The organism is Nocardioides sp. Root140 (assembly GCF_001426745.1).
Taxonomy (GTDB): Bacteria; Actinomycetota; Actinomycetes; order Propionibacteriales; family Nocardioidaceae; genus Nocardioides.
This window is the reverse complement of sequence record NZ_LMFI01000001.1, coordinates 874,622-898,134: the sequence shown is the minus strand read 5'-3', so window position 1 is coordinate 898,134 and position 23,513 is coordinate 874,622. Positions and strand designations below refer to the sequence as shown.

The 23,513-nt window shown below is 69.3% G+C and carries 24 protein-coding genes; 12 read left to right on the top strand and 12 right to left on the bottom strand.

From position 1 onward, the window contains the following. The first annotated feature begins 34 nt into the window (after nucleotides 1-34). Nucleotides 35-982 (top strand): acyl-ACP desaturase, encoded by a 948-nt coding sequence (locus tag ASD30_RS04320; protein ID WP_056677345.1) that lies wholly within the window; start codon nucleotides 35-37, stop codon nucleotides 980-982. Between the two features lie 24 nt (nucleotides 983-1,006). Here ASD30_RS04320 and ASD30_RS04315 read toward each other — a convergent pair whose 3' ends face one another. Beyond that, on the bottom strand, nucleotides 1,007-1,384 hold the full coding sequence (locus ASD30_RS04315; RefSeq protein WP_235530051.1) for a winged helix-turn-helix transcriptional regulator: 378 nt from the start codon (nucleotides 1,382-1,384) through the stop codon (nucleotides 1,007-1,009). A 96-nt stretch (nucleotides 1,385-1,480) separates the two neighbouring features. Here ASD30_RS04315 and ASD30_RS04310 point away from each other — a divergent pair, with 96 nt between their 5' ends. Continuing rightward, nucleotides 1,481-2,347: an SDR family oxidoreductase gene (locus ASD30_RS04310; protein WP_056677338.1), complete on the top strand. Its 867-nt coding sequence runs from the start codon at nucleotides 1,481-1,483 to the stop codon at nucleotides 2,345-2,347. 33 nt (nucleotides 2,348-2,380) lie between these two features. On the opposite strand, the gene ASD30_RS04305 is transcribed toward ASD30_RS04310, so the two are convergent. Both ASD30_RS04305 and ASD30_RS04300 read right to left on the bottom strand, forming a co-directional pair. Next, nucleotides 2,381-3,475 carry a potassium channel family protein gene (locus ASD30_RS04305; RefSeq protein WP_056679267.1) on the bottom strand — a complete coding sequence of 365 codons (1,095 nt, stop codon included), beginning with the start codon at nucleotides 3,473-3,475 and terminating at the stop codon, nucleotides 2,381-2,383. A gap of 91 nt (nucleotides 3,476-3,566) precedes the next feature. After that, nucleotides 3,567-4,661, bottom strand: a complete 1,095-nt coding sequence (locus tag ASD30_RS04300) for a YihY/virulence factor BrkB family protein (protein ID WP_235532495.1) — start codon at nucleotides 4,659-4,661, stop codon at nucleotides 3,567-3,569. 17 nt (nucleotides 4,662-4,678) lie between these two features. Between ASD30_RS04300 and ASD30_RS04295 the strand changes: the two genes are divergently transcribed. The 3 genes from ASD30_RS04295 to ASD30_RS04285 all read left to right on the top strand — a co-directional run bounded on the left by ASD30_RS04295 (nucleotide 4,679) and on the right by ASD30_RS04285 (nucleotide 7,147). Continuing rightward, the gene (locus tag ASD30_RS04295; protein WP_056677336.1) at nucleotides 4,679-6,313 is read left to right on the top strand and encodes an acyl-CoA dehydrogenase family protein; all 1,635 of its coding nucleotides are present in this window, start codon (nucleotides 4,679-4,681) and stop codon (nucleotides 6,311-6,313) included. Beyond that, the gene (locus ASD30_RS04290) at nucleotides 6,310-6,702 is read left to right on the top strand and encodes a hypothetical protein (RefSeq protein ID WP_056677334.1); all 393 of its coding nucleotides are present in this window, start codon (nucleotides 6,310-6,312) and stop codon (nucleotides 6,700-6,702) included. Before ASD30_RS04295 ends, ASD30_RS04290 begins: the two co-directional genes overlap by 4 nt. 94 nt (nucleotides 6,703-6,796) lie before the next feature. Further along, entirely contained in the window at nucleotides 6,797-7,147 is a 351-nt protein-coding gene (locus tag ASD30_RS04285; protein WP_056677331.1) for a YciI family protein, read from the top strand. A 90-nt stretch (nucleotides 7,148-7,237) separates the two neighbouring features. Here the strand turns inward: ASD30_RS04285 and ASD30_RS04280 are convergent, their stop codons facing one another. Further along, the gene (locus ASD30_RS04280; RefSeq protein WP_056677327.1) at nucleotides 7,238-8,647 is read right to left on the bottom strand and encodes a cation:dicarboxylate symporter family transporter; all 1,410 of its coding nucleotides are present in this window, start codon (nucleotides 8,645-8,647) and stop codon (nucleotides 7,238-7,240) included. Between the two features lie 168 nt (nucleotides 8,648-8,815). Between ASD30_RS04280 and ASD30_RS04275 the strand changes: the two genes are divergently transcribed. The 3 genes from ASD30_RS04275 to ASD30_RS04265 all read left to right on the top strand — a co-directional run bounded on the left by ASD30_RS04275 (nucleotide 8,816) and on the right by ASD30_RS04265 (nucleotide 11,740). Then, on the top strand, nucleotides 8,816-9,379 hold the full coding sequence (locus ASD30_RS04275) for a hypothetical protein (protein WP_056677324.1): 564 nt from the start codon (nucleotides 8,816-8,818) through the stop codon (nucleotides 9,377-9,379). A 91-nt stretch (nucleotides 9,380-9,470) separates the two neighbouring features. Next, entirely contained in the window at nucleotides 9,471-11,063 is a 1,593-nt protein-coding gene (locus ASD30_RS04270; protein WP_056677322.1) for a sensor histidine kinase, read from the top strand. Continuing rightward, nucleotides 11,060-11,740: a response regulator gene (locus ASD30_RS04265; protein WP_056677319.1), complete on the top strand. Its 681-nt coding sequence runs from the start codon at nucleotides 11,060-11,062 to the stop codon at nucleotides 11,738-11,740. The genes ASD30_RS04270 and ASD30_RS04265 overlap by 4 nt, the downstream gene beginning before the upstream one ends. A gap of 102 nt (nucleotides 11,741-11,842) precedes the next feature. Here the strand turns inward: ASD30_RS04265 and ASD30_RS04260 are convergent, their stop codons facing one another. Together ASD30_RS04260 and ASD30_RS04255 are read right to left on the bottom strand one after the other, a co-directional pair. Continuing rightward, nucleotides 11,843-12,148, bottom strand: a complete 306-nt coding sequence (locus ASD30_RS04260) for a GIY-YIG nuclease family protein (RefSeq protein ID WP_056677316.1) — start codon at nucleotides 12,146-12,148, stop codon at nucleotides 11,843-11,845. A gap of 188 nt (nucleotides 12,149-12,336) precedes the next feature. Beyond that, the gene (locus tag ASD30_RS04255; RefSeq protein ID WP_056677313.1) at nucleotides 12,337-13,779 is read right to left on the bottom strand and encodes a glycine hydroxymethyltransferase; all 1,443 of its coding nucleotides are present in this window, start codon (nucleotides 13,777-13,779) and stop codon (nucleotides 12,337-12,339) included. Between the two features lie 425 nt (nucleotides 13,780-14,204). Between ASD30_RS04255 and ASD30_RS04250 the strand changes: the two genes are divergently transcribed. From ASD30_RS04250 to ASD30_RS04240, 3 genes are all read left to right on the top strand, one after another. After that, nucleotides 14,205-15,908, top strand: a complete 1,704-nt coding sequence (locus ASD30_RS04250) for a nitrite/sulfite reductase (RefSeq protein WP_056677310.1) — start codon at nucleotides 14,205-14,207, stop codon at nucleotides 15,906-15,908. A gap of 173 nt (nucleotides 15,909-16,081) precedes the next feature. After that, nucleotides 16,082-16,828 carry a phosphoadenylyl-sulfate reductase gene (locus tag ASD30_RS04245; protein ID WP_056677308.1) on the top strand — a complete coding sequence of 249 codons (747 nt, stop codon included), beginning with the start codon at nucleotides 16,082-16,084 and terminating at the stop codon, nucleotides 16,826-16,828. A 78-nt stretch (nucleotides 16,829-16,906) separates the two neighbouring features. Further along, nucleotides 16,907-17,650, top strand: a complete 744-nt coding sequence (locus ASD30_RS04240; RefSeq protein WP_056677305.1) for a sirohydrochlorin chelatase — start codon at nucleotides 16,907-16,909, stop codon at nucleotides 17,648-17,650. Nucleotides 17,651-17,748: 98 nt separating this feature from the next. Here the strand turns inward: ASD30_RS04240 and ASD30_RS04235 are convergent, their stop codons facing one another. From ASD30_RS04235 to ASD30_RS04220, 4 genes are all read right to left on the bottom strand, one after another. Further along, entirely contained in the window at nucleotides 17,749-18,129 is a 381-nt protein-coding gene (locus tag ASD30_RS04235) for a DUF3037 domain-containing protein (protein WP_056679264.1), read from the bottom strand. After that, nucleotides 18,126-18,890 (bottom strand): HipA family kinase, encoded by a 765-nt coding sequence (locus tag ASD30_RS04230; protein ID WP_056677302.1) that lies wholly within the window; start codon nucleotides 18,888-18,890, stop codon nucleotides 18,126-18,128. Before ASD30_RS04230 ends, ASD30_RS04235 begins: the two co-directional genes overlap by 4 nt. Beyond that, the gene (locus ASD30_RS04225; protein WP_056677299.1) at nucleotides 18,887-19,744 is read right to left on the bottom strand and encodes a PPK2 family polyphosphate kinase; all 858 of its coding nucleotides are present in this window, start codon (nucleotides 19,742-19,744) and stop codon (nucleotides 18,887-18,889) included. The genes ASD30_RS04230 and ASD30_RS04225 overlap by 4 nt, the downstream gene beginning before the upstream one ends. 184 nt (nucleotides 19,745-19,928) lie before the next feature. Beyond that, entirely contained in the window at nucleotides 19,929-20,639 is a 711-nt protein-coding gene (locus tag ASD30_RS04220; RefSeq protein ID WP_056677296.1) for a GNAT family N-acetyltransferase, read from the bottom strand. 59 nt (nucleotides 20,640-20,698) lie between these two features. On the opposite strand from ASD30_RS04220, the gene ASD30_RS04215 reads away from it, so the two are divergent. After that, nucleotides 20,699-21,499, top strand: coding sequence for a C1 family peptidase (locus tag ASD30_RS04215; protein WP_082563539.1), 801 nt, complete (start codon nucleotides 20,699-20,701; stop codon nucleotides 21,497-21,499). 1 nt (nucleotide 21,500) lies between these two features. Here ASD30_RS04215 and ASD30_RS04210 read toward each other — a convergent pair whose 3' ends face one another. After that, complete coding sequence (locus ASD30_RS04210) at nucleotides 21,501-22,361, bottom strand: regulatory protein RecX (protein WP_082563538.1); 861 nt, start codon at nucleotides 22,359-22,361, stop codon at nucleotides 21,501-21,503. Continuing rightward, nucleotides 22,361-23,395, bottom strand: a complete 1,035-nt coding sequence (gene recA / locus ASD30_RS04205; protein WP_056677294.1) for a recombinase RecA — start codon at nucleotides 23,393-23,395, stop codon at nucleotides 22,361-22,363. The genes ASD30_RS04210 and recA overlap by 1 nt, the downstream gene beginning before the upstream one ends. Between the last annotated feature and the right edge of the window lie 118 nt (nucleotides 23,396-23,513).

Below are 23,513 nucleotides of genomic sequence, written 5' to 3'. Positions count from 1 at the left end.
GGTCACCGAACCACAGCGGGTGTAGGCATGGTTCATGGCTGCTCTCGAAAGTGCCCACCTGCTCGCAGAACTCGAATCGACGGTCGAGGACAACCTCAACCGACACCTGGCCACGGCAGACGAGTGGATGCCGCACGAGTACGTGCCCTGGAGCCTCGGCCGCGACTTCGCCGACCTCGGTGGCGAGCCGTGGGAGCTCGCGCAGTCACGACTGTCCCCCATCGCTCGTACGGCGCTCGAGGTCAACCTGCTGACCGAGGACAACCTGCCGAGCTACCACCGCGAGATCGACCGGGCCTTCGGTCGCGAGAGCGCCTGGGGCACCTGGGTCAACCGCTGGACCGCCGAGGAGGGTCGCCACGCCTTCTGCATCCGCGACTACCTCCTCGTCACTCGCGGTGTCGATCCGGTCGAGCTCGAGCGGGCCCGGATGGAGACCATGGAGGTCGGCTACGACTCCGTCGACAAGCCGTTGCTCAACGTCTGCGCCTACGTGTCCTTCCAGGAGCTCGCAACCCGGGTCTCGCACCGCAACACCGGGCGCTACACCGAGGAGCCGGTCGCCGAGAAGCTGCTCTCCCGGGTCGCCAAGGACGAGAACCTGCACATGATCTTCTACCGCAACATCGTCAGCGCAGCCCTCCAGCTCACGCCGAGCCAGACGATGCGCGCGATCACCGAGGAGGTCGTCGGCTTCCAGATGCCCGGCAACATCATCCCCGGCTTCTCGCGCAAGGCGGTGGCGATGGCCAAGGCCGGGATCTACGACCTGCGGATCCACCACGACGACATCGTCACTCCGCTGCTGCGACAGTGGGGCGTCTGGGATCTCGAGGGCCTCGACGCCGACGGCGAGAAGGCGCGCGAGGAGCTCGCGGCCGCGGTCGCCGCCCTGGACGCCGAGGCGGCCAGGTTCGTGGAGCGCCGAGCCGAGGCAGCCGCCAAGAAGGCAGCCCGTACGTCGGCACCGCAGGTCACCTGATCGCGCAGTGCCCGGGCCTCGTGCTCAGGTCCGCGCAGAGATGATCCGGTCGGCGTTGGTGCCGACCCAGCGCATCAGGGGCAGCAGGTGCCCGTGGACCTCCCGGCCGGCCTCGGTCAGGTTGTACTCGACATGTGGGGGCACGACCGGCTGCGCGACCCGGCGGACCAGCCCGTCGGCCTCCAGGGTCTTCAGCGTCTGGGCGAGCATCTTCTCGCTGATCCCCTCGATGCAACGGCGCAGCTCGCTCCAGCGCAGGGTGTCGGTGCCCAGCGACAGGAGCACCAGCACGCCCCACTTGCTCGTGACGTGATCGAGGAGGGTGCGGCTCGGACACTGGGCCTGGAAGACTCCGCCCTCCAGGCCCGGGATGTCCCTCAACGGCGACTCGCTAACTTTCACGTCAGTACCTTACTCCAAAGTGCGTACTGTGGATTGGGAAGTATGGCGACCGGTCGCTCGTTCCAGTCGGTGAAAGCATCCACCGAAAGGAACCCCATGTCCTACATCGTCATCGGCGCCACGGGCCAGCTCGGCACACTCACCGTCGACGCGCTGCTCGACCGCGGCGCCGCGCCCCACGACATCGTTGCCGCCGGACGCAATGCCGACAGGCTCGCCGCCCTCGCGGCCCGGGGTGTCCACACCCGGTCGATCGACCTCAGCGATCCCGCGAGCCTGGCCGACCTGTTCTCCCGCGACGACACCGTGCTGCTCATCTCGGGCAACGAGCTGGGCCAGCGCGTCGTACAGCACGGCAACGTGATCGACGCCGCCAAGGCAGCGGGCGTCAAGCGCCTCGTCTACACGAGCGCGCCGAAGGCCGACGACACGGCGCTCGTCCTGGCCCCGGAGCACAAGGCCACCGAGGAGCTCATCGCCGCCTCCGGACTGCCGGCCACCATCCTGCGCAACGGTTGGTACACCGAGAACTACCTCCAGGCCGCCGAGCAGGCCCGCCAGACCGGCGTACTCCTCACCAGCGCCGGCGAGGGCCGCATCTCCAGCGCCAGCCGCAGCGACTACGCCGAGGCGGCCGCGGTGGTCCTGCTCGACGACAGCACGGCCGGCCGGACCTTCGAGCTGTCGGGTGACACCTCGTGGGACCAGCAGGAGCTGGCAGACGCGATCGGACAGGCGACCGGTCGCGAGGTCGCCCTCCAGTCGGTCACGCCCGACGAGCACCAGCGGCTGCTGGTCGCCGCCGGCCTCGACGAGGGCACGGCCGGCTTCGTGGTCGCCCTCGACGGCAACACCCGCGACGGGCTGCTCGGGGTCACGAACGGCGAGCTGAGCGCGCTGATCGGCCACCCGACCACGCCCCTGGTCGACGGACTGCGTGCGGGCGTCGCCGCGACGGTCTGAGACCGGCCGGCGAGGACGACTCAGCCTCGAGGCTCAGTCGTCCTCGTCGGCGGTGTCCTCGTCGTGGGTGCCGGGACGCGGCGCCCACGGCTGCTCCTTGGCCGGGCGTACGACGATCAGCCGGTCGCCGCGCGCCAGCTGGGTCACCACCGGGTCGAAGTAGCGGTAGACCTGCTCGTCGCGGACCACCGCGATGACCTGGTCGGGAAGCGACTGCGGCTGCTTGCCGACCTCTTTGACCAGGAGGTCGCGCTCGGCGACCTCGAGGCCGGCGCCGTAGGTCATCAGGTCCTCCATGACCTCCCCCAGCGTCGGCGACATCGACGATAGGCCCAGCAGGCGACCCACGGCCTCGCTGGAGGTGACCACGGCGTCGGCACCACTCTGGCGGACCAGGGGCACGTTGTCCTGCTCGCGGACCGCGGCCACGATGTAGGCGTCGGGGTTGATCTGGCGCACGGTGAGGGTCGCCATCATCGTGTTGGCGTCGTGGTCGGTCGTGATGATCACCTGGCTGGCCCGGCCCACACCGGCGCGACGCAGCACGTCACGGCGGGTGGCATCGCCGGCGAGCACGGCCAGGCCGTCGGCATTGGCCTCGTCGCGCGCGCTCGACCTGGGGTCGACCACCACGATCGTCTCGGGGTCCCTGCCGTTCTGGACCAACGTGTTGGCGGCACTGCGGCCCTTGGTGCCGTAGCCGATGACGACGACGTGATCCTGCATCTTCTTCCTCCACCGGGCAACCCGGAACATCTCTCGGCCCTGGGCAGCGAGCACCTCGAGCGTCGTACCGATCAGGAGCACCAGGAACGCGATGCGTGCCGGCGTGATCACGAAGGCGTTCACCAGTCGTGCTGACGTCTCCACCGGCGTGATGTCGCCGTACCCGGTCGTGCTCAGTGTGACGGTCGTGTAGTAGATCGCATCGACCAGGTCCACGGCGCCCGTCGGGTCGTTGGCGTCGCGGTATCCCTTGCGGTCGAGCCACACCAGGAGCACGGTGCCGGCGAGGATCCCGAAGGCCAGTAGGAGACGCCGGCCCAGCTCCCACCACGGGGAGCGGGCACGGGCCGGGAGCGCGACGCCCTGGAGCACTCGTTGGACCGTCTGCTCGTCGTGCTGCATCACCACACCCCGCTCGAGGGCGCGGCAGCCACCCCGGGGACGCCGTCGAATCGTGTGGACACGGGCGTCAGTGTGACACGGCTCGGAGGCCTCATTGCGGCGGCGTGCCCTCCACGGGGCGCTCGACAGGGCGCTTCGCCTGGCGTTCGGGCGTGGCCTTCGCCGGGCGTTCGTCCTTGGGCTTCGCCGGCCCCTCCTGGTCGGGCTTCGCCGGGCGCTCGTCCTTGGGCGAGGTGTAGCGCTCAGTGAGGCGCGACGGGAGCACGGCATTGATCCGCTTCATCAGCTCGGTGCGGGCCCGCTGCGTGGAGTTCTGTGGGAAGACCGCGTCACACGCCGCGTTCAGCGCGGCCCCGATCAGCACGGCGATCGAGACCAGGTAGAGCCACAGGAGTACGGCGATGGGCGCGGCGAGTGGTCCGTAGACGGACTTGGAGTCGGCGGCGGTCACAGTGAGGACCCAACGGAGCAGGTAGGAGCCGAAGACCCAGCTGACCAGGCTGAACGTGGCGCCCGGCAGGTTGTAGCGCCAGGCCGTCCGCACCGGGACGGACACGTGGTAGAGGGTCGCGAGGAAGCAGATGCACAGCACGATCACGATCGGCCAGTAGAGATCGGCCAGGAAGCCCAGGCGCTCGGGCAGCCAGTGACCGACCAACTGCGGCCCGGCCACCACGAGTGGGATCGTGATCACGCCCGTGACCAGTCCGAGCACGTAGAGGCCGAACGAGAGCGCCCGGGTCTTGACGATCCCGCGGTGCCCGCCGAGTCCGTGCATGATCGTGATGGTGTCGACGAAGACGTTCAACGCCCGGGAGCCCGACCACAGGGCCAGGATGAATCCGATCGAGATGACGTCGAAGCGTCCGCCCGCCAGCACGTCGTCGAAGGTCTTGACGATGATGTTGTTGACCGCACTGTCGGTCAGGGCCCGGCTGGAGAGATCGATCACCGCCTGCCGCACGTCTTCGACCTGTGCGTCGGTGAAGTTCTCCCCCACGTAGCCGATCGAGCCGGCCAGCGCGAAGATCAGCGGCGGCATGGAAAGGACGGCGAAGAACGCGGCCTCGGCGGCCAGTCCGGTCACGCGATAGCGCATGCAGGTCGACACCGTCGTCACGACCAGTCGCCAGAACAGCCGGGCCAGGCGACGCGTGAGCCCGTCCTGCTTGATCGTGGCGGACATGGGCCTACGGTATCGACATGGGCACCGACATTCGCGCAACGACGAACCAGGCACCACCACTTTCCGGTCACAACGTGGTGGCGTCCGACACGGCACTCACCGACGCGGTCACCCGCCACGCGGACGCCTCGGTCGTCGGCGACCTGCTCGACCTCGGTGCCGAGGCCGGCTCCGAGGAGGCCCGGGAGCACGGCATGCTGGCCAACAGGTTCCACCCCGAGCTGACGCCGTACGACCGCTACGGCAACCGGATCGACGAGGTGGAGTTCCACCCGTCGTGGCACTGGCTGATGGAGCGCGCGGTCGGCCACGCCCTCGCCGCGGCGCCCTGGGAGTCCGATGCGCCCCACGCCCACGTACGCCGGGCCGCCGGCTTCTTCGCGTGGTCGCAGACCGAACCGGGCCACGGCTGCCCGATCTCGATGACCTACGCCTCCATCCCCGCCCTGCGCGCCGACGAGTCGATCGCCAAGGCGTGGTCGCCCCTGCTCGCCTCGACGACGTACGACCCCGGTGTCCGGGCCCCGTCGTCCAAGAAGGGCGCCCTGGCCGGCATGGGTATGACCGAGAAGCAGGGCGGCTCCGACGTCCGCGCCAACGTGACCGAAGCGCGGCCCACGTCGGTCGAGGGCGAGTACACCCTGCACGGCCACAAGTGGTTCACCTCGGCGCCGATGAACGACATGTTCCTGGTGCTCGCACAGACGGCCGGTGGCGTGACCTGCTTCGTCGTACCTCGGGTGCTGGAGGACGGCACCCGCAACCGACTCGACGTCGTGCGTCTCAAGGACAAGCTCGGCAACCGGTCGAACGCGTCGTCCGAGCTGGAGTTCAACGGCACGTGGGCCCAGCGGCTCGGCGACGAGGGCCGCGGGGTGCGCACGATCATCGAGATGGTGGCCGCCACCCGACTCGACTGCGTGATCGGATCGGCGTCGCTGATGCGCCGCTCGCTGGCAGAGGCCGCATGGCACGTGTCGCACCGGTCGGCCTTCGGCTCCCTGCTCGTCGACAAACCGCTCATGCAGAACGTCATCGCCGATCTCGCCGTGGAGTCGGAGGCCGCAACAGCACTGGCGATTCGTCTCGCCGCGGCCGTCGACCAACCCAACGACCCGCACGAGGCGGCACTGCGTCGCATCGCGTTGCCGCTGGCGAAGTTCTGGGTCTGCAAGCGGACGCCGTTCATGGTGGCCGAGGCGCTCGAGTGCCTGGGCGGCAACGGGTACGTCGAGGAGTCGGGCATGCCACTGCTGTTCCGCGAGTCGCCGCTGAACTCGATCTGGGAGGGCTCGGGCAACGTCAACGTGCTCGACGTCCTGCGTGCCCTGGCGAAGGAACCCGAAGCGCTCAACGCGTGGATCACCGAGGTGGGGCTGGCCCACGGCGCCGACCCGCGCCTCGACGCAGCGGTGGCCAACACCCTTTCCCTGCTGGGAGATTCGGGCTCGCTCGAGGTCTCCGCCCGGCGCCTGGCCGGCCAGATGGCCGCCTGCCTTCAGGGATCGCTGCTGGTGCGCTTCGCTCCTCCGGAGGTCGCCGATGCGTTCTGCGCGTCGCGCCTCGGCACGACGTACAACGGCACGTTCGGCACGCTGCCCGGTGGCGACCTGCGCGCCATCGTCGACCGCTCGACTCCCACGCTCCCTTGAGCCTGTCGACCGAGGCACACCTCGCCATTGCCGGAGCAGGGCTCGCCGTCGGCATCGGCGGTGTGCTCCTCGCCCGACGCGCGCCCCGGCACGTCGGCCCGGTGCTGCTCCACTTCCTCGGCTTCGGCACCTTCGCCGGCGCCAGCCTCAATGCGATGGACAGTGCCCGCCTCAGTGATCGGGCCCAGGGTCTGTGGCTCTACGGCTTCGTGGCCGTGGTCGCGTGGGCCGTCCTCTTCCTGGCACGGCACTCGGAGCCGAATCGCGGAACCCGGGCCGCGGTCCTGGCGATCGCGGCGTTGATGACGGTCTCCTTCGCCTGCCTGCTGCTCTGGGACTTCGACCTCGGCCGCTGGCTGCCGAACCGCGTCGGCATCGGCTCCGACTGAAACTCCCCGGAGTGGCCTGTCGATTTCCAAGGTCGTCGTCCGTCAGGGTGATGAGGTCGCCACCGCGGCCCGCACCCACTCGGAAGGAAACACCATGAGCCGCTACCTGATCCTGCTGCCCGCTCCCGAGGCGGAGTGGGCCAACCTGCCGCCCGAGGTGCACGAGAAGGGCATGGCCTCGCACGGCCAGTTCCACAAGGACCTGGCCGAGGGCGGCCACACCTTGGTGCTCGGCCATCCCCTCGAGCCCTCTGCCCAGGCCACCTCGATGCGCCCCGACGGCGCGGGTGGCGCGTTGGTCACCGCCGGACCGTTCACCGAGTCGGCGGAGCAGATCGTGGGCTTCTACCTTGTCGAGACCGACGACGAGGCCGGTCTGCGCAAGGCGTGCGAGGAGTTCTCGGCCCGGGGCGAGCTGATCGAGTTCCGCAAGCTGGCCGAGTGAGTCCACGACCGACGGCCTGACGCACCGACGGGCTCGACGCCCGGGGTCTCCCCCGAGCGTCGAGCCCGTCCGCGTAATCGCCCGTCCTGGCTAGACGTCGGCGGTCTCGCGGCGTACGGCGGGCACCTGGACGTCCGAGGCCTGCTCGGCGGGCGCCTGCGGCTCCGCGGTCTCGTGGTCGTCGACCATCGTGGTCTCGTCGAACGGCTCCTGGCCGGCCAGCACCCGGTCCATCCGCGCCCTGTCGAGGCCCCCGGTCCATGAACCGACGAGCACCGTGGCCACGGCGTTGCCGGCGAAGTTCGTGACCGCGCGGGCCTCGGACATGAACCGGTCGATGCCGACGATCAGGCCGACTCCGTCGAGCAGCTCCGGCCGGTGCGAGCTGAGCCCGCCGGCCAGGGTGGCCATGCCGGCACCCGTGACGCCGGCCGCGCCCTTCGAGGCGATCATCATGAACAGAAGCAACGAGACCTGCTCGCCGATCGACAGCGGGTCCCCCAGCGCGCTGGCGATGAAGAGAGACGCCATCGTCAGGTAGATCGCCGTGCCGTCGAGGTTGAACGAGTAGCCGGTCGGTACGACGACGCCGACGGTCGGCTTGTCGACACCGGCGTGCTCCATCTTCGCGATGAGCCGCGGCAGGGCGGACTCCGACGAGGAGGTCGACACGATCAGGAGGAACTCCCGGGCCAGGTAGCGCAGCAGGGAGAAGATGTTGATGCCGGTGGTGACCTTGAGCAGCGTGCCGAGCACGACGAAGACGAAGAGCGCGCAGGTGACGTAGAAGCCGATCATCAGGACGGCCAGGCTCTTGAGGGCGCCCGCTCCGGTCTCGCCGACGACTGCGGCGATGGCACCGAAGGCACCGATGGGAGCCGCCCACATGATCATCGAGAGGACCCGGAAGACCAAGCGCTGCAGGTGACCGACCCCGCGGAGCACCGGCTCACCGCTCCGGCCCATGGCCTGGAGGGCGAAGCCGACCATGAGCGCGATGAGCAGGGTCTGGAGCACCTCGCCGGAGGTCAGCGACGACAGCATCGAGTCGGGGATGATCCCGACCAGGAAGTCGGTGGTGCTGCCGTGCGCGCCCGCCGCCTGCTCCTGACCGGCGCCGGCGCTGCTGGCGTCGAGGTGGAGGCCGGATCCCGGGTGGAGGACGTTGCCGACCAGCATCCCGATGCCCAGCGCGACCGTGGACATCACGGTGAAGTACGCGAGCGCCAGTCCGCCGACCTTGCCGACCTTGGCGGCGCTGCGCACCGAACCGACGCCGAGGACGATCGTGCAGAAGATCACGGGCTGGATCATCATCTTGATCAGGCCGACGAAGGCGGTGCCGAGCGGCTTGAACTCCACCGCGAGATCGGGCGCGACCATGCCCACGGTGATCCCGAGGCCGACCGCGGCGATCACCGCCAGGTAGAGGTAGTGCGTCCGGTCCTTGCGCCGGGAGACGCCGGGCGGCGTCCCCTGGTTCTCGGTGATGGTGCTCATGTGTCCTCCAGAGTGGGTCCGGGTCGATTTCCCCGTGCAGCCATGCTCTGCGGTCCTGTGACGCCCGTCACTGTTGTGTTCGTTGAGTTCACTGCTTGACTTTTTCGTCAGTGTCCCTGACTATTTTTAGTCAGGGACACTGACCATTTTGCGAAAGGAGGACCTGCCATGCGCCGCTTCAAGGTCACCCTGACCGCTCTCCTCATCGCCGTCGTCCTGCTCACGTGCGCTGACTACACAACCTTCGCCGCCACCGGCAGAAGCCTGGTCCTCGGCAAGGTCAACACGGCGGACCGACAGACCGTGGTCGCCCGAACCACGACGGGCCCGGTGCTGCGGCTCACCACCCGGACCCGGGGCAGCGCTCCGATGATCGTCAACGGCACTGGCCGGGTGACCAACCTCAATGCGGATCGGATCGACGGCAAGGACGCCTCGGCCTTCGCGCCCTCCTGGTCGACGCCTGTCGCCGGCGCCCACGTCACCGGCGCACTCACCCCGAGCGTCCAGCACGCATTCGGGATCCCCGCGGTGACGTGGTGGGCGTCGAACGGCTGGTACCTCGTGACCCTCTCCCAGCCCTTCGACCGCACGAGATTCGTGCCCGTGGTGGCCCACTCGTGCGGCAACCTGACGACGAGCTTCACCAGCATCAACGACAAGCTGGCGGTCCAGTTCGGCGGCGGCGTCCCCTGCGACGACTTCAACCTCCTCGTCTTCAAGCTGCCCTGACCCACGCGTACGTGTCCGCGCGCCCGACGGAGACCCTCGAACGGGCCTGTTCCCGACTGCCGATCAGCAGAGAGTGCGGCACAATGCGCCCATGCCCAGCATTCGCGGCCTCCGGGAAGGTTCGGTCGCACGTCAGATGCTGCAACTGCAGGTGCTGGTCGTCCTGGCCCTGGTGGTCGCGGCGGTTGCCCTGGCGGCGTACGACGCCAGGCGTGATGTGCGCGCCGACGCCGCCGACCGTGCCGTCGCCGTGGCCCGGACCGTTGCCGACTCCCCCACCACGTTGAGTGCCCTGGCGTCGACGGACCCGTCCGTCCGGCTCCAGCCGTACGCCGAACGCGTGCGGGTCGACACCGGCGTCGACTTCGTCGTCGTGATGGACCTCGACCGCACCCGGTTCACCCATCCCGAGCCGGATCGGATCGGCAAGCCGTTCGTGGGTGACCTCGGCGATGCGCCCGAGGGCGGCACGTTCACGCAGGAGTACAGAGGAACGCTCGGGCCTTCGGTCCGCTCGGTGGTCCCGGTCCTCGACGGCAACCAGGTCGTGGCCCTGGTCTCGGTCGGCATCACCGTCGACCGCGTCGACGACCAGCTGCGCCAGGACCTCCTGCTTGTCGGCATCTGCGCGGCCGTCGTACTCGGCGTGGGAGTGCTCGGCGCCTGGCTGGTCAGCCGACGACTCCGGAGGCAGACGCACGGCATGGGCGAGCGGGAGATGACCCGGATGTACGAGTACTACAGCGCGGTGCTGCACGCGGTCCGTGAGGGACTCCTGTTGCTGGACAGCGAGGGCATCGTGCAGCTCGCCAACGACGAGGCCCGGCGGCTGCTCAGTCTCCCCGAGGACGTGGTGGGCCGGTCGGTCCACGAGCTGGGTCTCCCTCCCGGCCTCGTGGCCGCCGCGGTCGGAGACACGGCCGAGTCCGACGACATCTACGTCGCCGGCGACCATGTGCTGGTGGTCAGCTCCGCGCCGGCGACGTGGGCCGATCGCGACGTGGGTGCCGTGGTGACCCTGCGCGACCACACCGACCTGCAGGCCGTCACGGGTGAGCTCGACGTGGTGCGCGGGTTGACCGACACCCTGCGGGCGCAGACCCACGAGGCGTCGAACCGCCTGCACACCGTGGTCTCCCTGATCGAGATGGGGCGACCCGCGGAGGCGGTCGACTTCGCCACCGAGGAGCTCCAGCTCGCCCAGATGCTCACCGACCGGGTGGTCAGCGCCGTGGGCGAGCCCGTCGTCGCGGCGCTGCTGCTGGGCAAGACCTCCGAGGCGGCCGAGCGCGGCATCAGTCTGTCGGTCGACGGGGAGGTGCCGCCGGGGGCGGTCGACGTACCCGCCCGGGACCTGGTCACGATCCTGGGCAACCTGATCGACAACGCCCTCGACGCCGTGGCCGGCCGGGACGCGCGTCGCGTCGCGGTGACGGTCGGCGGATCGGGTGCCCAGCTCAAGATCATCGTCGAGGACAGCGGTCCCGGCCTCAGCGACGACGACGCGCGCCACGTCCTCGAAAGGGGCTGGACCACGAAGGCCACCTCGGACGCCGAAGGCGGGCATGGCGTCGGTCTCGCCCTGGTCGGCCAGGCTGCCCGCCGGCACGGGGGCAGCGTCGAGATCGGCCCGTCGACCCTGGGCGGGGCGGCGTTCGTCGTCACCCTGGGAGGCACGTCATGACAGTCCGGGTCCTCATCGTCGAGGACGAGGCCCTGGCCGCCGAGGCACACAGTGAGTACCTCGACCGCATCGACGGTTTCGAGGTCGCCGGGGTGGCCCGCTCGGCCGGCGAGGCGATGCGCCACCTCGGCGGGGACCGACACGTCGACCTGATCCTGCTCGACATGCACCTGCCCGACGGCCACGGCCTGGGACTGCTCCAACGGCTCAGGGCAGCGGGCCACCTGTGCGACGTGATTGCGGTGACGTCGGCGCGCGACGCGGACGTCGTACGCCACGCGGTGGCACAGGGCGTGGTCCTCTACCTGCTCAAGCCGTTCACCTTCGCCACGTTCCGCGGCAAGCTCGAGCAGTACGCCACCTATCGCAGCCAGTTCACCGGCGGCAGCGACGAGGTCGCCCAGGACCAGGTCGACCAGATGCTCGGGACCCTGCGCACCAAAGGTTCGTCGGCCGCCCTCCCCAAGGGCATGAGCGCGGAGTCGCTGCAGCACGTGACCGACGCCCTGCGCGGATCAGGCACGGCGATGTCGGCCAGCGAGGTGGCCGCGGCAACTGGTTCCTCGAGGGTCACCGCCCGCCGCTACCTCGAGCACCTGGCCGACACCGGACTGGTCGACCGGGCCCCGCGGTACGGCGGCAGCGGTCGCCCCGAGGTCGAGTACCGCTGGCGCTGATCCGGGTCCGCTGGTTGAGGAGGTCGCCTACTCCCGCTGGTTGAAGGTGTCGCCCGCTCCCGCTGGTTGAGGAGGTCGCTCTCGCGACCGTCTCGAAACCAGCTACCCACCATCTCTCGCACGCCTTGCCGCCCAGCTCCGACTCGACAAGCCTCTCAACTCCTCAACACGCCCTTCAATCAGCGCGATCCTCTTGCGTCGTCCCCAACCCTGAATGCGCTTCTCGAGCGCATACGCCTCATCGACCCTGGAGAACTCGGCAGACCAGACGAGGCGCACGGGTCTACGCCGGCGCGTGAAAGCAGCACCCAGCCCCTCGTCATGTTCGCTCAGTCGCCGCTCGAGATCGACGGTGCTGCCGACGTAGAACGCCCCATCAGCGCACTCGAGAATGTAGGTCCAAGGCATGCCAGATCCTGGCCGCCGACTCGACGGCCGTTCAAGAGCCAAACTCAGTCCTGTGGACAACGGCTGGTTTCGAGACGGTCGCCAGGGCGACCTCCTCAACCAGCGGAACGCCCCGCCCGGCCGGACCATCCGGCGCCGGGTTTCGAGACGGTCGCCAGGGCGACCTCCTCAACCAGCGGAATTCGGGGTCAGGCCAGGTCGAGGCCGGGGTAGAGCGGGTGCTTGTCGAGCATCTCGGCCGAGGCTGCCTTGGTGCGGTCGGCCACGCCGTCGGCGAGCTGGTACGTCGCCTTCGACGGCGCCCCGGCCTTGTTCGTGCCGGCCTCGGTGTTGGTGAGCACGTCGACGACCAGCTCGGCCACCTTGTCGAACTCGTCGTGGCCGAAGCCGCGCGTGGTGAGCGCCGGCGTACCGAAGCGGATGCCGGTGGTGTACCAGGCGCCGTTCGGGTCGTTGGGCACCGAGTTGCGGTTGGTCACCACGCCGGCGTCGAGCAGGGCCGACTCGGCCTGACGGCCGGTGAGGCCGTACTTCGCCACGTCGAGCAGCACGATGTGGTTGTCGGTGCCGTCGGTGACGAGCTTGGCGTCGCGGGTCATGAACCCCTCGGCCAGCGACTTGGCGTTGTCGGCGATGTTCTGGGCGTACGTCGCGAACTCGGGCCGACGCGCCTCGGCCAGGGCGACGGCCTTGGCCGCCATCACGTGCGAGAGCGGACCGCCGAGGACCATCGGGCAACCGCGGTCGACCGAGGAGGCGTACTCCTCCTGCGCGAGCACGAGGCCACCGCGCGGGCCGCGCAGCGACTTGTGCGTCGTCGTGGTCGTGATGTGCGCGTAGGGCACCGGGTTCTCCTCGCCGGTGAACACCTTGCCGGCGACCAGACCGGCGAAGTGGGCCATGTCGACCATGAGAGTCGCGCCGACCTCGTCGGCGATCTCGCGCATCTTGGCGAAGTTCACCCGGCGCGGGTACGCCGAGTAGCCGGCGACCAGCACCAGCGGCTTGAACTCCTTGGCCTTCGCGCGCACGACGTCGTAGTCGAGCAGCCCGGTCTCCGGGTCGGTGCCGTACTGCTGCTGGTGGAACATCTTGCCGCTGATGTTGGGCCGGAAGCCGTGGGTGAGGTGGCCACCCGAGTCGAGGGACATGCCGAGCAGGCGCTGGTTGCCGAACTCGTGGCGCAGCGACTCCCAGTCAGCCTCGGACAGGTCGTTGACTCCCTTGACGCCGTACTTCTCCAGCGCCGGGGACTCGATGCGGTGCGCCAGGATCGACCAGAACGCAACCAGGTTGGCGTCGATGCCGGAGTGCGGTTGCACATAGGCGTACGGCGCCCCGAACAGCTCGCGTGCGTGCTCGGCAGCCAGGGACTCGACCGTGTCGACGTTCTGGCAGGCCGCGTAGAACCGGTGACCGACGGTGCCCTCGGCGTACTTGTCGCTGAACCAGGTGCCCATGGTGAGCAGCACGGCCGGCGACGCGTAGTTCTCGCTGGCGATCAACTTGAGCGAGGAACGCTGGTCGGCCAGCTCCTGGCGGGTGGCCTCCGCGATGCGCGGCTCCACGGAGGCGATCACCTCGAGGGCCTGCTTGTAGGCGGAACTGGTCGTGGCAGACAGGTCGGTCATGGGGCACACACTAGTGACTCCCCGGGAACACCCCATCCCCGGCCGGCGGCGCCGGACAACGTGACCTGCCCCACGTCGCCGTGCGGCCGGAGGCGGAAATGCCGATGAACCGTCCCATTATTTGGACCTCGGGTCCACACCATGAGATTCACGGTTGTGGGAAGGCCGTCCGCAGGGTGAGACTCCTACCCATGATCAGCGCTGAGACGTCCAAGCACCTCGTGGCCCGCCGCCACGTGGACTTCGGGCGCATCAGCAGCATGATGTGTTGGCCGTCCTGACCCTCCCGCCGCCCAGCCACCACTGAGCAGCGGGCGCCCAGACAGACAAGTCCACGGGCGCCGGTCGAAGGCCAACCCGACGTTTCAATGTCGCAGCGTCGGAGCCTCGCATCGCGCGTCAAGATTTAGCGCCGAAGGAATCCGATGAACGACGCTCCCGCAGCACGCACGCCCCGCCCCCGCCCCAAGCGCGGAGAAGGCCAGTGGGCCCTCGGCTACCTCGAGCCGCTCAACAAGAACGAGCAGTCCAAGAAGGACGACAACCCGCTCAACGTCGAGGCACGCATCCGGAACATCTACTCCAAGCGCGGCTTCGAGTCGATCGACCCGGCCGACCTGCGCGGCCGCTTCCGCTGGATGGGCCTCTACACGCAGCGCGCCCCGGGCCTGGACGGCGGCAAGACCGCCGCGCTCGAAGAGGAAGAGCTCGACGACAAGTTCTTCATGATGCGTGTGCGCAGCGACGGCAACCTGCTCTCCGCGGAGGCGCTGCGGGTGCTGGGCGGCATCTCCACCGACTTCGCCCGCAACACCGCCGACGTCACCGACCGCCAGAACATCCAGTACCACTGGATCGACATCAAGAGCGTCCCCGAGATCTGGGAGCGCCTCTCCACGGTCGGCCTGGACACCCTCGAGGCGTGCGGCGACTGCCCGCGCGGGTTCCTCGGCTCCCCCGTCGCCGGCGTCGCCAAGGACGAGATCATCGACGGCACGCCAGCACTGGCCGAGATCCGTCGCCGCTACATCGGCAACCCGGAGTACTCCAACCTGCCGCGCAAGTTCAAGACCTCCATCTCCGGCCACCCCACGCTCGATGCGGCGCCGGAGATCAACGACGTCTCGTTCGTCGGTGTCGACCACCCCGAGCACGGCCCCGGCTTCGACCTCTGGGTCGGCGGCGGCCTGTCCACCAACCCGATGCTGGCCAAGAAGCTCGGCGTGTGGATCCCGCTCGACGAGGTGGCCGATGCCTGGGAGGGCGTCGTCTCGATCTTCCGCGACTACGGCTACCGCCGACTGCGCTCGAAGGCCCGACTGAAGTTCCTGGTCGCCGACTGGGGCGTGGAGAAGTTCCGCGAGGTCCTCGAGAACGAGTACCTCGAGCGCAAGCTCGTCGACGGCACCTCACCCGAGTTCGCCACCGCGAACGGCGACCACATCGGCATCCACGAGCAGAAGGACGGCAAGTTCTACGTGGGCATCACGCCCACCGTCGGCCGGATCGACGGCACCGTGCTGACCCGCCTGGGTGAGCTCGTCGAGAAGTACGGCGCGGCAGGTGCCCGACTCACGGCGTACCAGAAGATCGTGGTGATCGGCGTCGACGGCGACAAGGTCGAGGCCTTCGCCGACGAGCTCGAGACCATCGGCCTCTCGGCGCGGCCCTCACACTGGCGCCGCTCGACGATGGCCTGCACCGGCATCGAGTTCTGCAAGCTGGCGATCGTCGACACCAAGCAGCGCTCGATCGACCTGGTCGCCGAGCTCGAGCGTCGCTTCCCCGGCCTGGACACCCCGATCTCGATCAACGTCAACGGCTGCCCGAACGCCTGCGCCCGCACCCAGATCGCCGACATCGGCCTCAAGGGACAGCTCGTCCTGGACGAGGACGGCAACCAGGTCGAGGGCTTCCAGGTGCACCTCGGTGGTGGCATCGGCCTGATCAACGCGCTCGGCAAGAAGCTCCGTGCCCACAAGGTCACCTCCAAGGGTCTCGACGACTACGTCACCAACGTGGTCAGCGCCTACCTCGCCCAGCGCGAGGAGGGTGAGCTGTTCGCCCACTGGGTGCAGCGCGCTGACGACGAGGTGCTGCGCGGCGAGAAGGCACTCGAGGCAGTCTGATGAATGCGAACGCCCGTGTCTGAGCGAGCACAGCCCTTCCACTGCCCCTACTGCGGGGACGAGAACCTGTGGCCCCACGAGGGCGAGCAGGTCGGTTGGGAATGCCGCTCATGCCTTCGGGCCTTCACCGTCAAGATGCTCGGAATGATCCGACCCACCCCAGGAGGTGGCGCATGACTGCAGCAACAACGACGGCGGCCGCTGCCTACCGCGGCTCGCACACCGCCGACCGCTCCCCCGAGGAGCTGCGCGAGATCGTGTCCCACGTCGGAGCCGAGCTCGAGCTGGCCCCCGCCGAGGACATCATCGAATGGGCCGTGGCCACGTTCGGCTCGAAGTTCTGCGTGACCTCGTCCATGGGGGACGCCGTACTCGCCCACCTGGCCGCCAAGGTCGCCCCGGGCGTGGACGTCGTGTTCCTCGACACCGGCTACCACTTCGTCGAGACCATCGGCACCCGCGACGCCGTCGAGGCGACGATGGACGTCAACCTGGTCACGATCAAGCCGGACATCACGGTGGCCGAGCAGGACGCTCAGTACGGCTTGGACCTCTACAAGACCGACCCCGACCGGTGCTGCGCGATCCGCAAGGTCAAGCCCCTCGCGGACTCACTCGCGCACTACGACGCCTGGGCGACCGGGCTGCGCCGCGCGGAGACCCACAACCGCGTGATCGCGCCGGTCATCGGCTGGGACGCCAAGAAGGGCAAGGTCAAGGTCTCCCCCATCGCCCGTTGGAGTGACGAGCAGGTCGAGCAGTACATCGCCGAGAACGGCGTACTGGTCAACCCTCTGGTCTACGACGGCTACCCCTCGATCGGCTGCTGGCCGTGCACCGCACGCGTCGCACCCGGCGAGGACCCACGCTCCGGCCGCTGGGCCGGTCAGAACAAGACCGAATGCGGGATCCACTCGTAGACGGTCAGCTCGACACCACTTAGTTCCACAGACGACAACGGCGTCGTTCACCAACGCTCGTGAAGGGAGGCAGTTCTCATGACTGCTCCTGCTCTGATTGCCCTTGCTCACGGAAGCCGCGACCCCCGCTCGGCCGAGACGATCACCGCCCTGGTCAACGAGGTCCGAGCGATGCGCCCCGACCTGCGCATCGAGACGGCGTTCCTCGAGCTCGCCAAGCCGTCCTTCGCCACCGCCGTGAACAAGCTGGTCCGGGCCGGGTACGACGAGATCGTCGTCGTACCGCTCCTTCTCAGCGACGCCTTCCATGCCAAGGTAGACGTGCCGTCCGCCGTGGCCGAGCAGGTTGCCCGCCACGAGGGCCTGCAGATCCGTGCGACCGAGATCCTCGGTCTCGAGACCGCCTTCCTCGAGATCCTCGACATCCGGCTCCGCGAGGCACTCAAGGTGGCCCGGGTCCGCGAGCTCGACGCCCTGGTGCTGGCCGCCGCCGGCTCCAGCGACCCACTGGCCAACCAGGCAGTCGGTCGACTGGCCCGACTGTGGGGCACCCACCACAAGCTGCCCGTCAAGGCCGCGTTCGCCTCGGCCACGCCGCCGGCGACCGGTGAGGCCGTGCGCGCCTTCCGGGCCGAGGGACGCCGGCACATCGCTGTCGCCTCGTTCTTCCTGGCACCGGGCTTCCTGCCCGACCGGGCCGCCGAGCTGGCGATCGAGGCCGGCGCGGTCGCCGTCTCCGACCCGCTCGGTGCGCACCCGACCCTGGCCCGCACGATCCTGGCGCGGTACGCCGTCGGCGCCGTCGAGCTGGTCCCCGTCTGATCGACCTGTCGCCAGTTTCTGGAACTGGCGACAGGTCACTTGCAACTGGCGACAGGTCGATCGAAACTCACGACGGGTCGGCACGAACTGGCGACGGGTCAGCCGACGAGCTGGGTGACCAAGCGTTCGAGCTGACGGGCGGGGTCCGCGGTTATGCCGCCGTGCACCGGCCCCGGCTGGATCACCGTGCTGCGTGGTGCCTTGAGGAACCCGAACCGGGTGCCGATCGGCTTCTGGCCCGCCGCACCCACGCGAGGGGCGCCCGCGCACACGCCCTCGACGAAGGCGAGCGAGGCGCACACCCGGTCGAGGTCGAGTCCGGGATGCACCGCGAGCAGTCGGTCGGCGTCCACGCGCCACGCGACGTCGAGGAAGTCGGTGGCCTGGCAGTAGACCACCACCCCGACGTTGACGAACTCCTCGCGCTCCACGCGTGGGACGCACCTCAGGACGACGTACTGGTAGGCGAGCGCGCTCACGACGTCGCCCCGGGGAGCCACTGCCGGGTGGTCAGGCGTGCGGTCAGGAACCTGACGTACGCCGACCGCACGGCCGCCGGGTCTTCCGCACCGGGCACCGGGTCGAGCCAGGCGTCGGGCACGTCGGCGACCACCTCGGCGAGCACCGACTCGTCGAGGATGTTGCTGATCTCGATGTCCGCCTTCGCGAGGTCACCTGCACGCTCGAGCAGGACATGGTCGGAGGGGTCCCACGGCTGCGCCGCGAACCGGGCCGGGTCCGTGACGCCACCGCCCCAGGCATGGTGGAAGTACAACGCGGCCCCATGGTCGATCACCCAGAGCTCGCCGTGCCAGACCAGGAGGTTGGGGTTGCGCCAGCTGCGGTCGACGTTGGCGGTGAAGGCGTCGAGCCAGACGATCTTCGCGGCCAGGGCCGGATCGGTCTCGGCCTGTCCGTCGTACCCGAAGGAGCCGGGCAGGAAGTCGACGCCGAGGTTGAGCCCGAGGCTGGCGTTGAGGAGGTCCTGGACCTCCTCGTCGGCCTCGTAGCGGGCGATGTCGCCGGTCAGGTCGAGTGCGACGAGGCGCGGGGTGGCCAGGCCGATGCGTCGGGCCAGCTCACCGACGATGACCTCGGCGACCAGGACGCGAAGGCCCTGTCCGGCGCCGCGGAACTTGCAGACGTAGGTGCCCAGGTCGCCGGCCTCGACGACTCCGGGGAGTGAGCCGCCCTCGCGCAGCGGCGTGACATAGCGGGTGACGGGGACTGTCTCGATCACGTCAGCGGGGCTTCGTCCTCGAGGCGGGCCTTCTGCTCCTCGATGTCGAAGTCGGCCGCGGGCCAGGCCAGGTCGAGTCCCTGCAACGCCTCCACCAGCAGTCGCGCGACGGCGAGGTTGCGGTACCACCTGCGGTCGGCCGGGACGACGTGCCACGGAGCCGTCTCGGTGTTGGTGCGCTCGATCGCGGTCTCATAGGCCTGCTGGTACGCCGGCCACTGGGCTCGTTCGTCGATGTCGCCCGGGTTGAACTTCCAGTACTTCGTCGGGTCGTCGAGCCTGGCCAGCAGGCGTTCCTTCTGCTCGTCGGCGGAGATGTGCAGCATGCACTTGACGAGCGTGACGCCGTCGTCGGCCAGCTTCTGCTCGAAGGCGTTGATCGCGTCGTAGCGCTTCTCGATCTCCGCAGGCTTGACCAGCTCGCGGACCCGGCCGATCAGCACGTCCTCGTAGTGGGAGCGGTCGAAGACCCCGATGTAGCCCGGAGACGGGACCGCGTTGCGGATCCGCCAGAGGAAGTCGTGCTCGAGCTCCTCCTCGGTGGGCGCCTTGAACGAGGTGATCCGGACTCCCTGCGGGTCGGCCAGGCCGACGGCGTGGCGCAGCACACCGCCCTTGCCGGAGGTGTCCATGCCCTGCAGCACCAGCAGGATCCGCCGCTTGCTGTCGGTGGTGCGCTCGGCGAACAACTGCTCCTGGAGCTCGGCCAGCTCCGGGCCGAGCTCCGCGAGTGCGGCCTCGCCGGCCGCCTTGTCGTCATCGAACCCGGGCTTGCCGTGCGGGTCGATGTCACCCAGGTCGACGGCACCCGCAGGCACCCGGAGGAGGTCGTGGAAGGACTCGGTCGTGGCCATGGGGAAGAGACTAACGAGTCGCTGGCGCCGTGGGTCCGAGGTCCTGTGATGGTTGTCGTGCTCCGGGGGCGTGCATCGCAAGGCGGAGGAGCGAAGGCGGCCGCCAGGCCGTCAAGTCTCTGACAACGCAGCGAGGTGCGTGCCCGGGGTGCGCCAAGCGCACAACGACTTCGGACCCACGGCGCTAGCCCAGGACCCGCCGTACGTCGAGGGTGCACCCGACCACCGTGGCACTGGACCCGTCGGACTGCGGCTCGTCGAACCAGGTGCCCTGGGTGAAGCCGACCTTCTCCAGGACGCGCAGCGACGCCAGGTTGCGGTGGTCGGGCGCCGCGAAGAAGGTTGCCGCGTCGGGGAACCGGTGCCGGGTGCGCAGCAGCCATGCCCAGAGCATCCGCGATCCGAGGCCCTTGCCGACCCAGGCCTCCTCGCCGATCGCGTAGTCCACGCCGATCGCCTCCGGATCGGGGGTGAGCAGCGCGAAGTCGGGATAGTCGGAGAGACGGTAGTCCTGCACGAAGCCGACCGAGCGGCCGTTGGCCTCGACCACCCACATCCGGGTGGGAGTGGTGCCGTCGATGTGCGGGCCATACTTCTCGGTCACGGTCGCAAGATCCGGCGAACCGTCGTCGGACCACCAGCGGTTCACGTGGTCCGCGGCGCGCCAGCGGGCCACGTCGGGAAGGTCTCCGCGAGTCATCGACCGCAGCCCCACCCGGAGGTCGGGATCGACGACGAAACGCTTGTCGGTGCCGGAGAGGTCCAGTGCCGCCGGCTCTCCGCTCATCGTGGCCGCCAGCCGTTTCGCCGCGGCCGACCACGACTCGTCACCTCGGATCACGCCGGCCAGGTCACGGCCGCCGTACTGCACGACGACGTGCACGGTCTCGGGCATGCCCCGAGGCTAGGCCATCAGTCGGTATCAGGCCGAGCGCGGCCGTCCTCCTCTGCGGTATGACCACCAACCCCGACACCGATCACTTCGTCTGCAACGTGCTGCCCTCGACCGGCACGACCGCGGACTGGAACTTCGACGACTCCCGCGACGCCGGAGCCCTCGGCGCCCCCGCCGCCCTGCCCGCCAGCATCGACCTTCGTGAGTCCTGGTGGGGCATCCACGACCAGGAGTCAACAGGGTCCTGCGTCGGATGGGCCACCGCCGACGGCGTCGCCCGCTGGCACCTCGTCAAGGCCAGGAAGGCCACCAAGACGCTGCAGCTCTCGGCACGGCACGTGTGGATGGCCTCCAAGGAGACCGACGAGTTCACGACACGGCCGCAGAGCTTCATCGAGGAGGCCGGTACGTCGCTCAAGGCCGCCCTGGACGTGGCCCGCAAGCAGGGTGTGGCCCGCGAGAAGGACCTGCCCTTCCACCTCGGCGCGACGATGTTCCCCGGACGCGAGAACGTCTTCTACGCCAGCTGCGCCCGCCGCAAGATCTCGGCGTACTACAACCTGCGGCTGAACCTGACCCACTGGAAGACCTGGCTGGCCGAGCAGGGACCGATCCTGGCCGCCTTCCTGGTCGACGAGTCGTGGGACAACGCCACCGCCACGAACGGCAAGGTGGACACGTTCAAGCCGAACACCGTGCGCGGCGGCCACGCGATCGCGATCGTGGGCTACCGCAGCGACGGCCGCTTCATCGCCCGCAACAGCTGGGGCACCTCGTGGGGTGACGACGGCTTCGCCTACCTCAAGCCGGCCTACATTCGTGCGGCCTTCTACGACGAGGCGTACGGGGTCTCGATCTGACTCACCAGTCGCGGGGAGTTTCACCGACCGGGTCGTCATCGTCGACGTCGACCTGGTCGGCGGCGGCGAGCTCGTCGCGGACGACGGAGAACGCCATGCCCGGCGGGTAGCCCTTGCGGGCCAGCATGCCGACCAGCCGCCGGGTCGCCTTGACCCGATCGAGGCCCTGCATGGTGCGCAGTTTCTTGCGGACCAGGCGCCGGGCCGCGTCGTCCTCGTCGTCGGGGTCGATCTCGTCGAGGGCCTCCCGGGCGACGAGGTCGTCGATGCCCTTGCGGCGCAGCTCCTGGGCCAGGGCACGACGGGCCAACCCCTTGCCTGGCTGGCGCGAGGCGATCCAGGAGCGGGCGAAGGCCTCGTCGTCGATCAGGCCGACCTCCTCGAAGCGGTCGAGGAGCGCGCCGGCGATCTCGTCGGGGACGTTCTTCTTCGCCAGACGGTCGGCGAGCTCCTTGCGGCTGCGAGCCTGCCCGGTGAGCTGGTCGAGCAGGATCTTGCGGGCCACCGCCTCGTGGTCTGCCTCGTCGCCCGACCCGTCGTCATCGGGGGCCAGTCCACTCGCGGTCTGCTCCTGACCGTTCGACTGCCCGGCACGGCGGGACCGCTTGGTGCCCCGCGGCCGCCCCGCACCTCGGTGCCGCTCGGCTCCGCCGGGCCGTTCCGTGCCGCCGGGCGGTTCCGCGTCCGGGGACGCGGTGATCTCGCCGGCGGCCACGGCGCGCAGCCACGCCTCGACCCCGTCGCCCACGTCACCCTGCCAGGCGGGCTGCTCCTGGCGATCCGGCTCGAGAGCCCGCTCGCCCTCGGGCGCCACCGCCCACTCGGGCGGCGGCCCCGCGCTCGAAGGGCCGGGACCGACCATCAGAAGTCGATGTTGGTCGGCTCCGCAACGGGCTCGTCGACCTTCGGACCGACACCCAGCGTCTCGAGGATCTTCTTCTCCAGCTCGTTGGCCAGGTCGGGGTTGTCCTTGAGGAAGGTGCGGGCGTTCTCCTTGCCCTGGCCGAGCTGGTCGCCCTCGTAGGTGTACCAGGCGCCGGCCTTGCGGACCAGGCCGGCCTCGACGCCGACGTCGATCAGGCCACCCTCGCGGCTGATGCCCTTGCCGTACATGATGTCGAACTCTGCCTGCTTGAACGGCGGGGCGACCTTGTTCTTGACGACCTTGACGCGGGTGCGGTTTCCGACCATGTCGGTGCCGTCCTTGAGCGTCTCGATGCGGCGTACGTCGAGGCGCACGGAGGAGTAGAACTTCAGCGCCCGGCCACCGGTGGTGGTCTCTGGCGAGCCGAACATGACGCCGATCTTCTCGCGGAGCTGGTTGATGAAGATCGCGGTCGTGTTGGAGTTGTTCAACGCACCGGTCATCTTGCGCAGCGCCTGGCTCATGAGGCGGGCCTGGAGGCCGACGTGGCTGTCGCCCATCTCGCCCTCGATCTCGGCCCGCGGCACGAGCGCGGCCACCGAGTCGATCACGATCAGGTCGAGCGCGCCGGAACGGATCAGCATGTCGGCGATCTCGAGCGCCTGCTCACCGGAGTCGGGCTGGGAGACCAGCAGCGCGTCGGTGTCGACGCCGAGGTTCTTGGCGTATTCGGGGTCGAGCGCGTGCTCTGCGTCGATGAACGCCACGATGCCGCCACCCGCCTGGGCGCTGGCCACCGCGTGCAGGGCGACCGTGGTCTTGCCGGAGGACTCGGGGCCGTAGATCTCGACGACCCGGCCGCGTGGGAGGCCACCGAGGCCCAGCGCGACGTCGAGCGCGATCGACCCGGTCGGGATGACTTCGAGGGGTGCGCGGGTCTCGTCGCCGAGGCGCATCACCGAGCCCTTGCCGAAGCTCTTCTCAATGTTGGCGAGTGCTGCGTCGAGCGCCTTGTCGCGGTCTCCAGCCATGATGGTCCGTCCTTGTCGAGTCTGTGGTCGATGTGTTGTCCCGGACGTTAGACCGGGCCACCGACAATGGGTGCCGACCACCTGCAGGGCTGTGGAGAACCCCGGCCGACGACGTTCA

Coding starts and splice junctions, on each gene's coding strand:
- ASD30_RS04250 (WP_056677310.1), top strand. CDS start 14,205: ATGAACGACGCTCCCGCAGCACGCACGCCCCGCCCCCGCCCCAAGCGC.
- ASD30_RS04280 (WP_056677327.1), bottom strand. CDS start 8,647: ATGAGCACCATCACCGAGAACCAGGGGACGCCGCCCGGCGTCTCCCGG.
- ASD30_RS04310 (WP_056677338.1), top strand. CDS start 1,481: ATGTCCTACATCGTCATCGGCGCCACGGGCCAGCTCGGCACACTCACC.
- ASD30_RS04215 (WP_082563539.1), top strand. CDS start 20,699: ATGACCACCAACCCCGACACCGATCACTTCGTCTGCAACGTGCTGCCC.
- ASD30_RS04240 (WP_056677305.1), top strand. CDS start 16,907: ATGACTGCTCCTGCTCTGATTGCCCTTGCTCACGGAAGCCGCGACCCC.
- ASD30_RS04270 (WP_056677322.1), top strand. CDS start 9,471: ATGCCCAGCATTCGCGGCCTCCGGGAAGGTTCGGTCGCACGTCAGATG.
- recA (WP_056677294.1), bottom strand. CDS start 23,395: ATGGCTGGAGACCGCGACAAGGCGCTCGACGCAGCACTCGCCAACATT.
- ASD30_RS04220 (WP_056677296.1), bottom strand. CDS start 20,639: ATGCCCGAGACCGTGCACGTCGTCGTGCAGTACGGCGGCCGTGACCTG.
- ASD30_RS04245 (WP_056677308.1), top strand. CDS start 16,082: ATGACTGCAGCAACAACGACGGCGGCCGCTGCCTACCGCGGCTCGCAC.
- ASD30_RS04210 (WP_082563538.1), bottom strand. CDS start 22,361: ATGGTCGGTCCCGGCCCTTCGAGCGCGGGGCCGCCGCCCGAGTGGGCG.
- ASD30_RS04275 (WP_056677324.1), top strand. CDS start 8,816: ATGCGCCGCTTCAAGGTCACCCTGACCGCTCTCCTCATCGCCGTCGTC.
- ASD30_RS04300 (WP_235532495.1), bottom strand. CDS start 4,661: ATGTCCGCCACGATCAAGCAGGACGGGCTCACGCGTCGCCTGGCCCGG.
- ASD30_RS04285 (WP_056677331.1), top strand. CDS start 6,797: ATGAGCCGCTACCTGATCCTGCTGCCCGCTCCCGAGGCGGAGTGGGCC.
- ASD30_RS04320 (WP_056677345.1), top strand. CDS start 35: ATGGCTGCTCTCGAAAGTGCCCACCTGCTCGCAGAACTCGAATCGACG.
- ASD30_RS04295 (WP_056677336.1), top strand. CDS start 4,679: ATGGGCACCGACATTCGCGCAACGACGAACCAGGCACCACCACTTTCC.
- ASD30_RS04225 (WP_056677299.1), bottom strand. CDS start 19,744: ATGGCCACGACCGAGTCCTTCCACGACCTCCTCCGGGTGCCTGCGGGT.
- ASD30_RS04265 (WP_056677319.1), top strand. CDS start 11,060: ATGACAGTCCGGGTCCTCATCGTCGAGGACGAGGCCCTGGCCGCCGAG.
- ASD30_RS04305 (WP_056679267.1), bottom strand. CDS start 3,475: ATGCAGCACGACGAGCAGACGGTCCAACGAGTGCTCCAGGGCGTCGCG.
- ASD30_RS04255 (WP_056677313.1), bottom strand. CDS start 13,779: ATGACCGACCTGTCTGCCACGACCAGTTCCGCCTACAAGCAGGCCCTC.
- ASD30_RS04260 (WP_056677316.1), bottom strand. CDS start 12,148: ATGCCTTGGACCTACATTCTCGAGTGCGCTGATGGGGCGTTCTACGTC.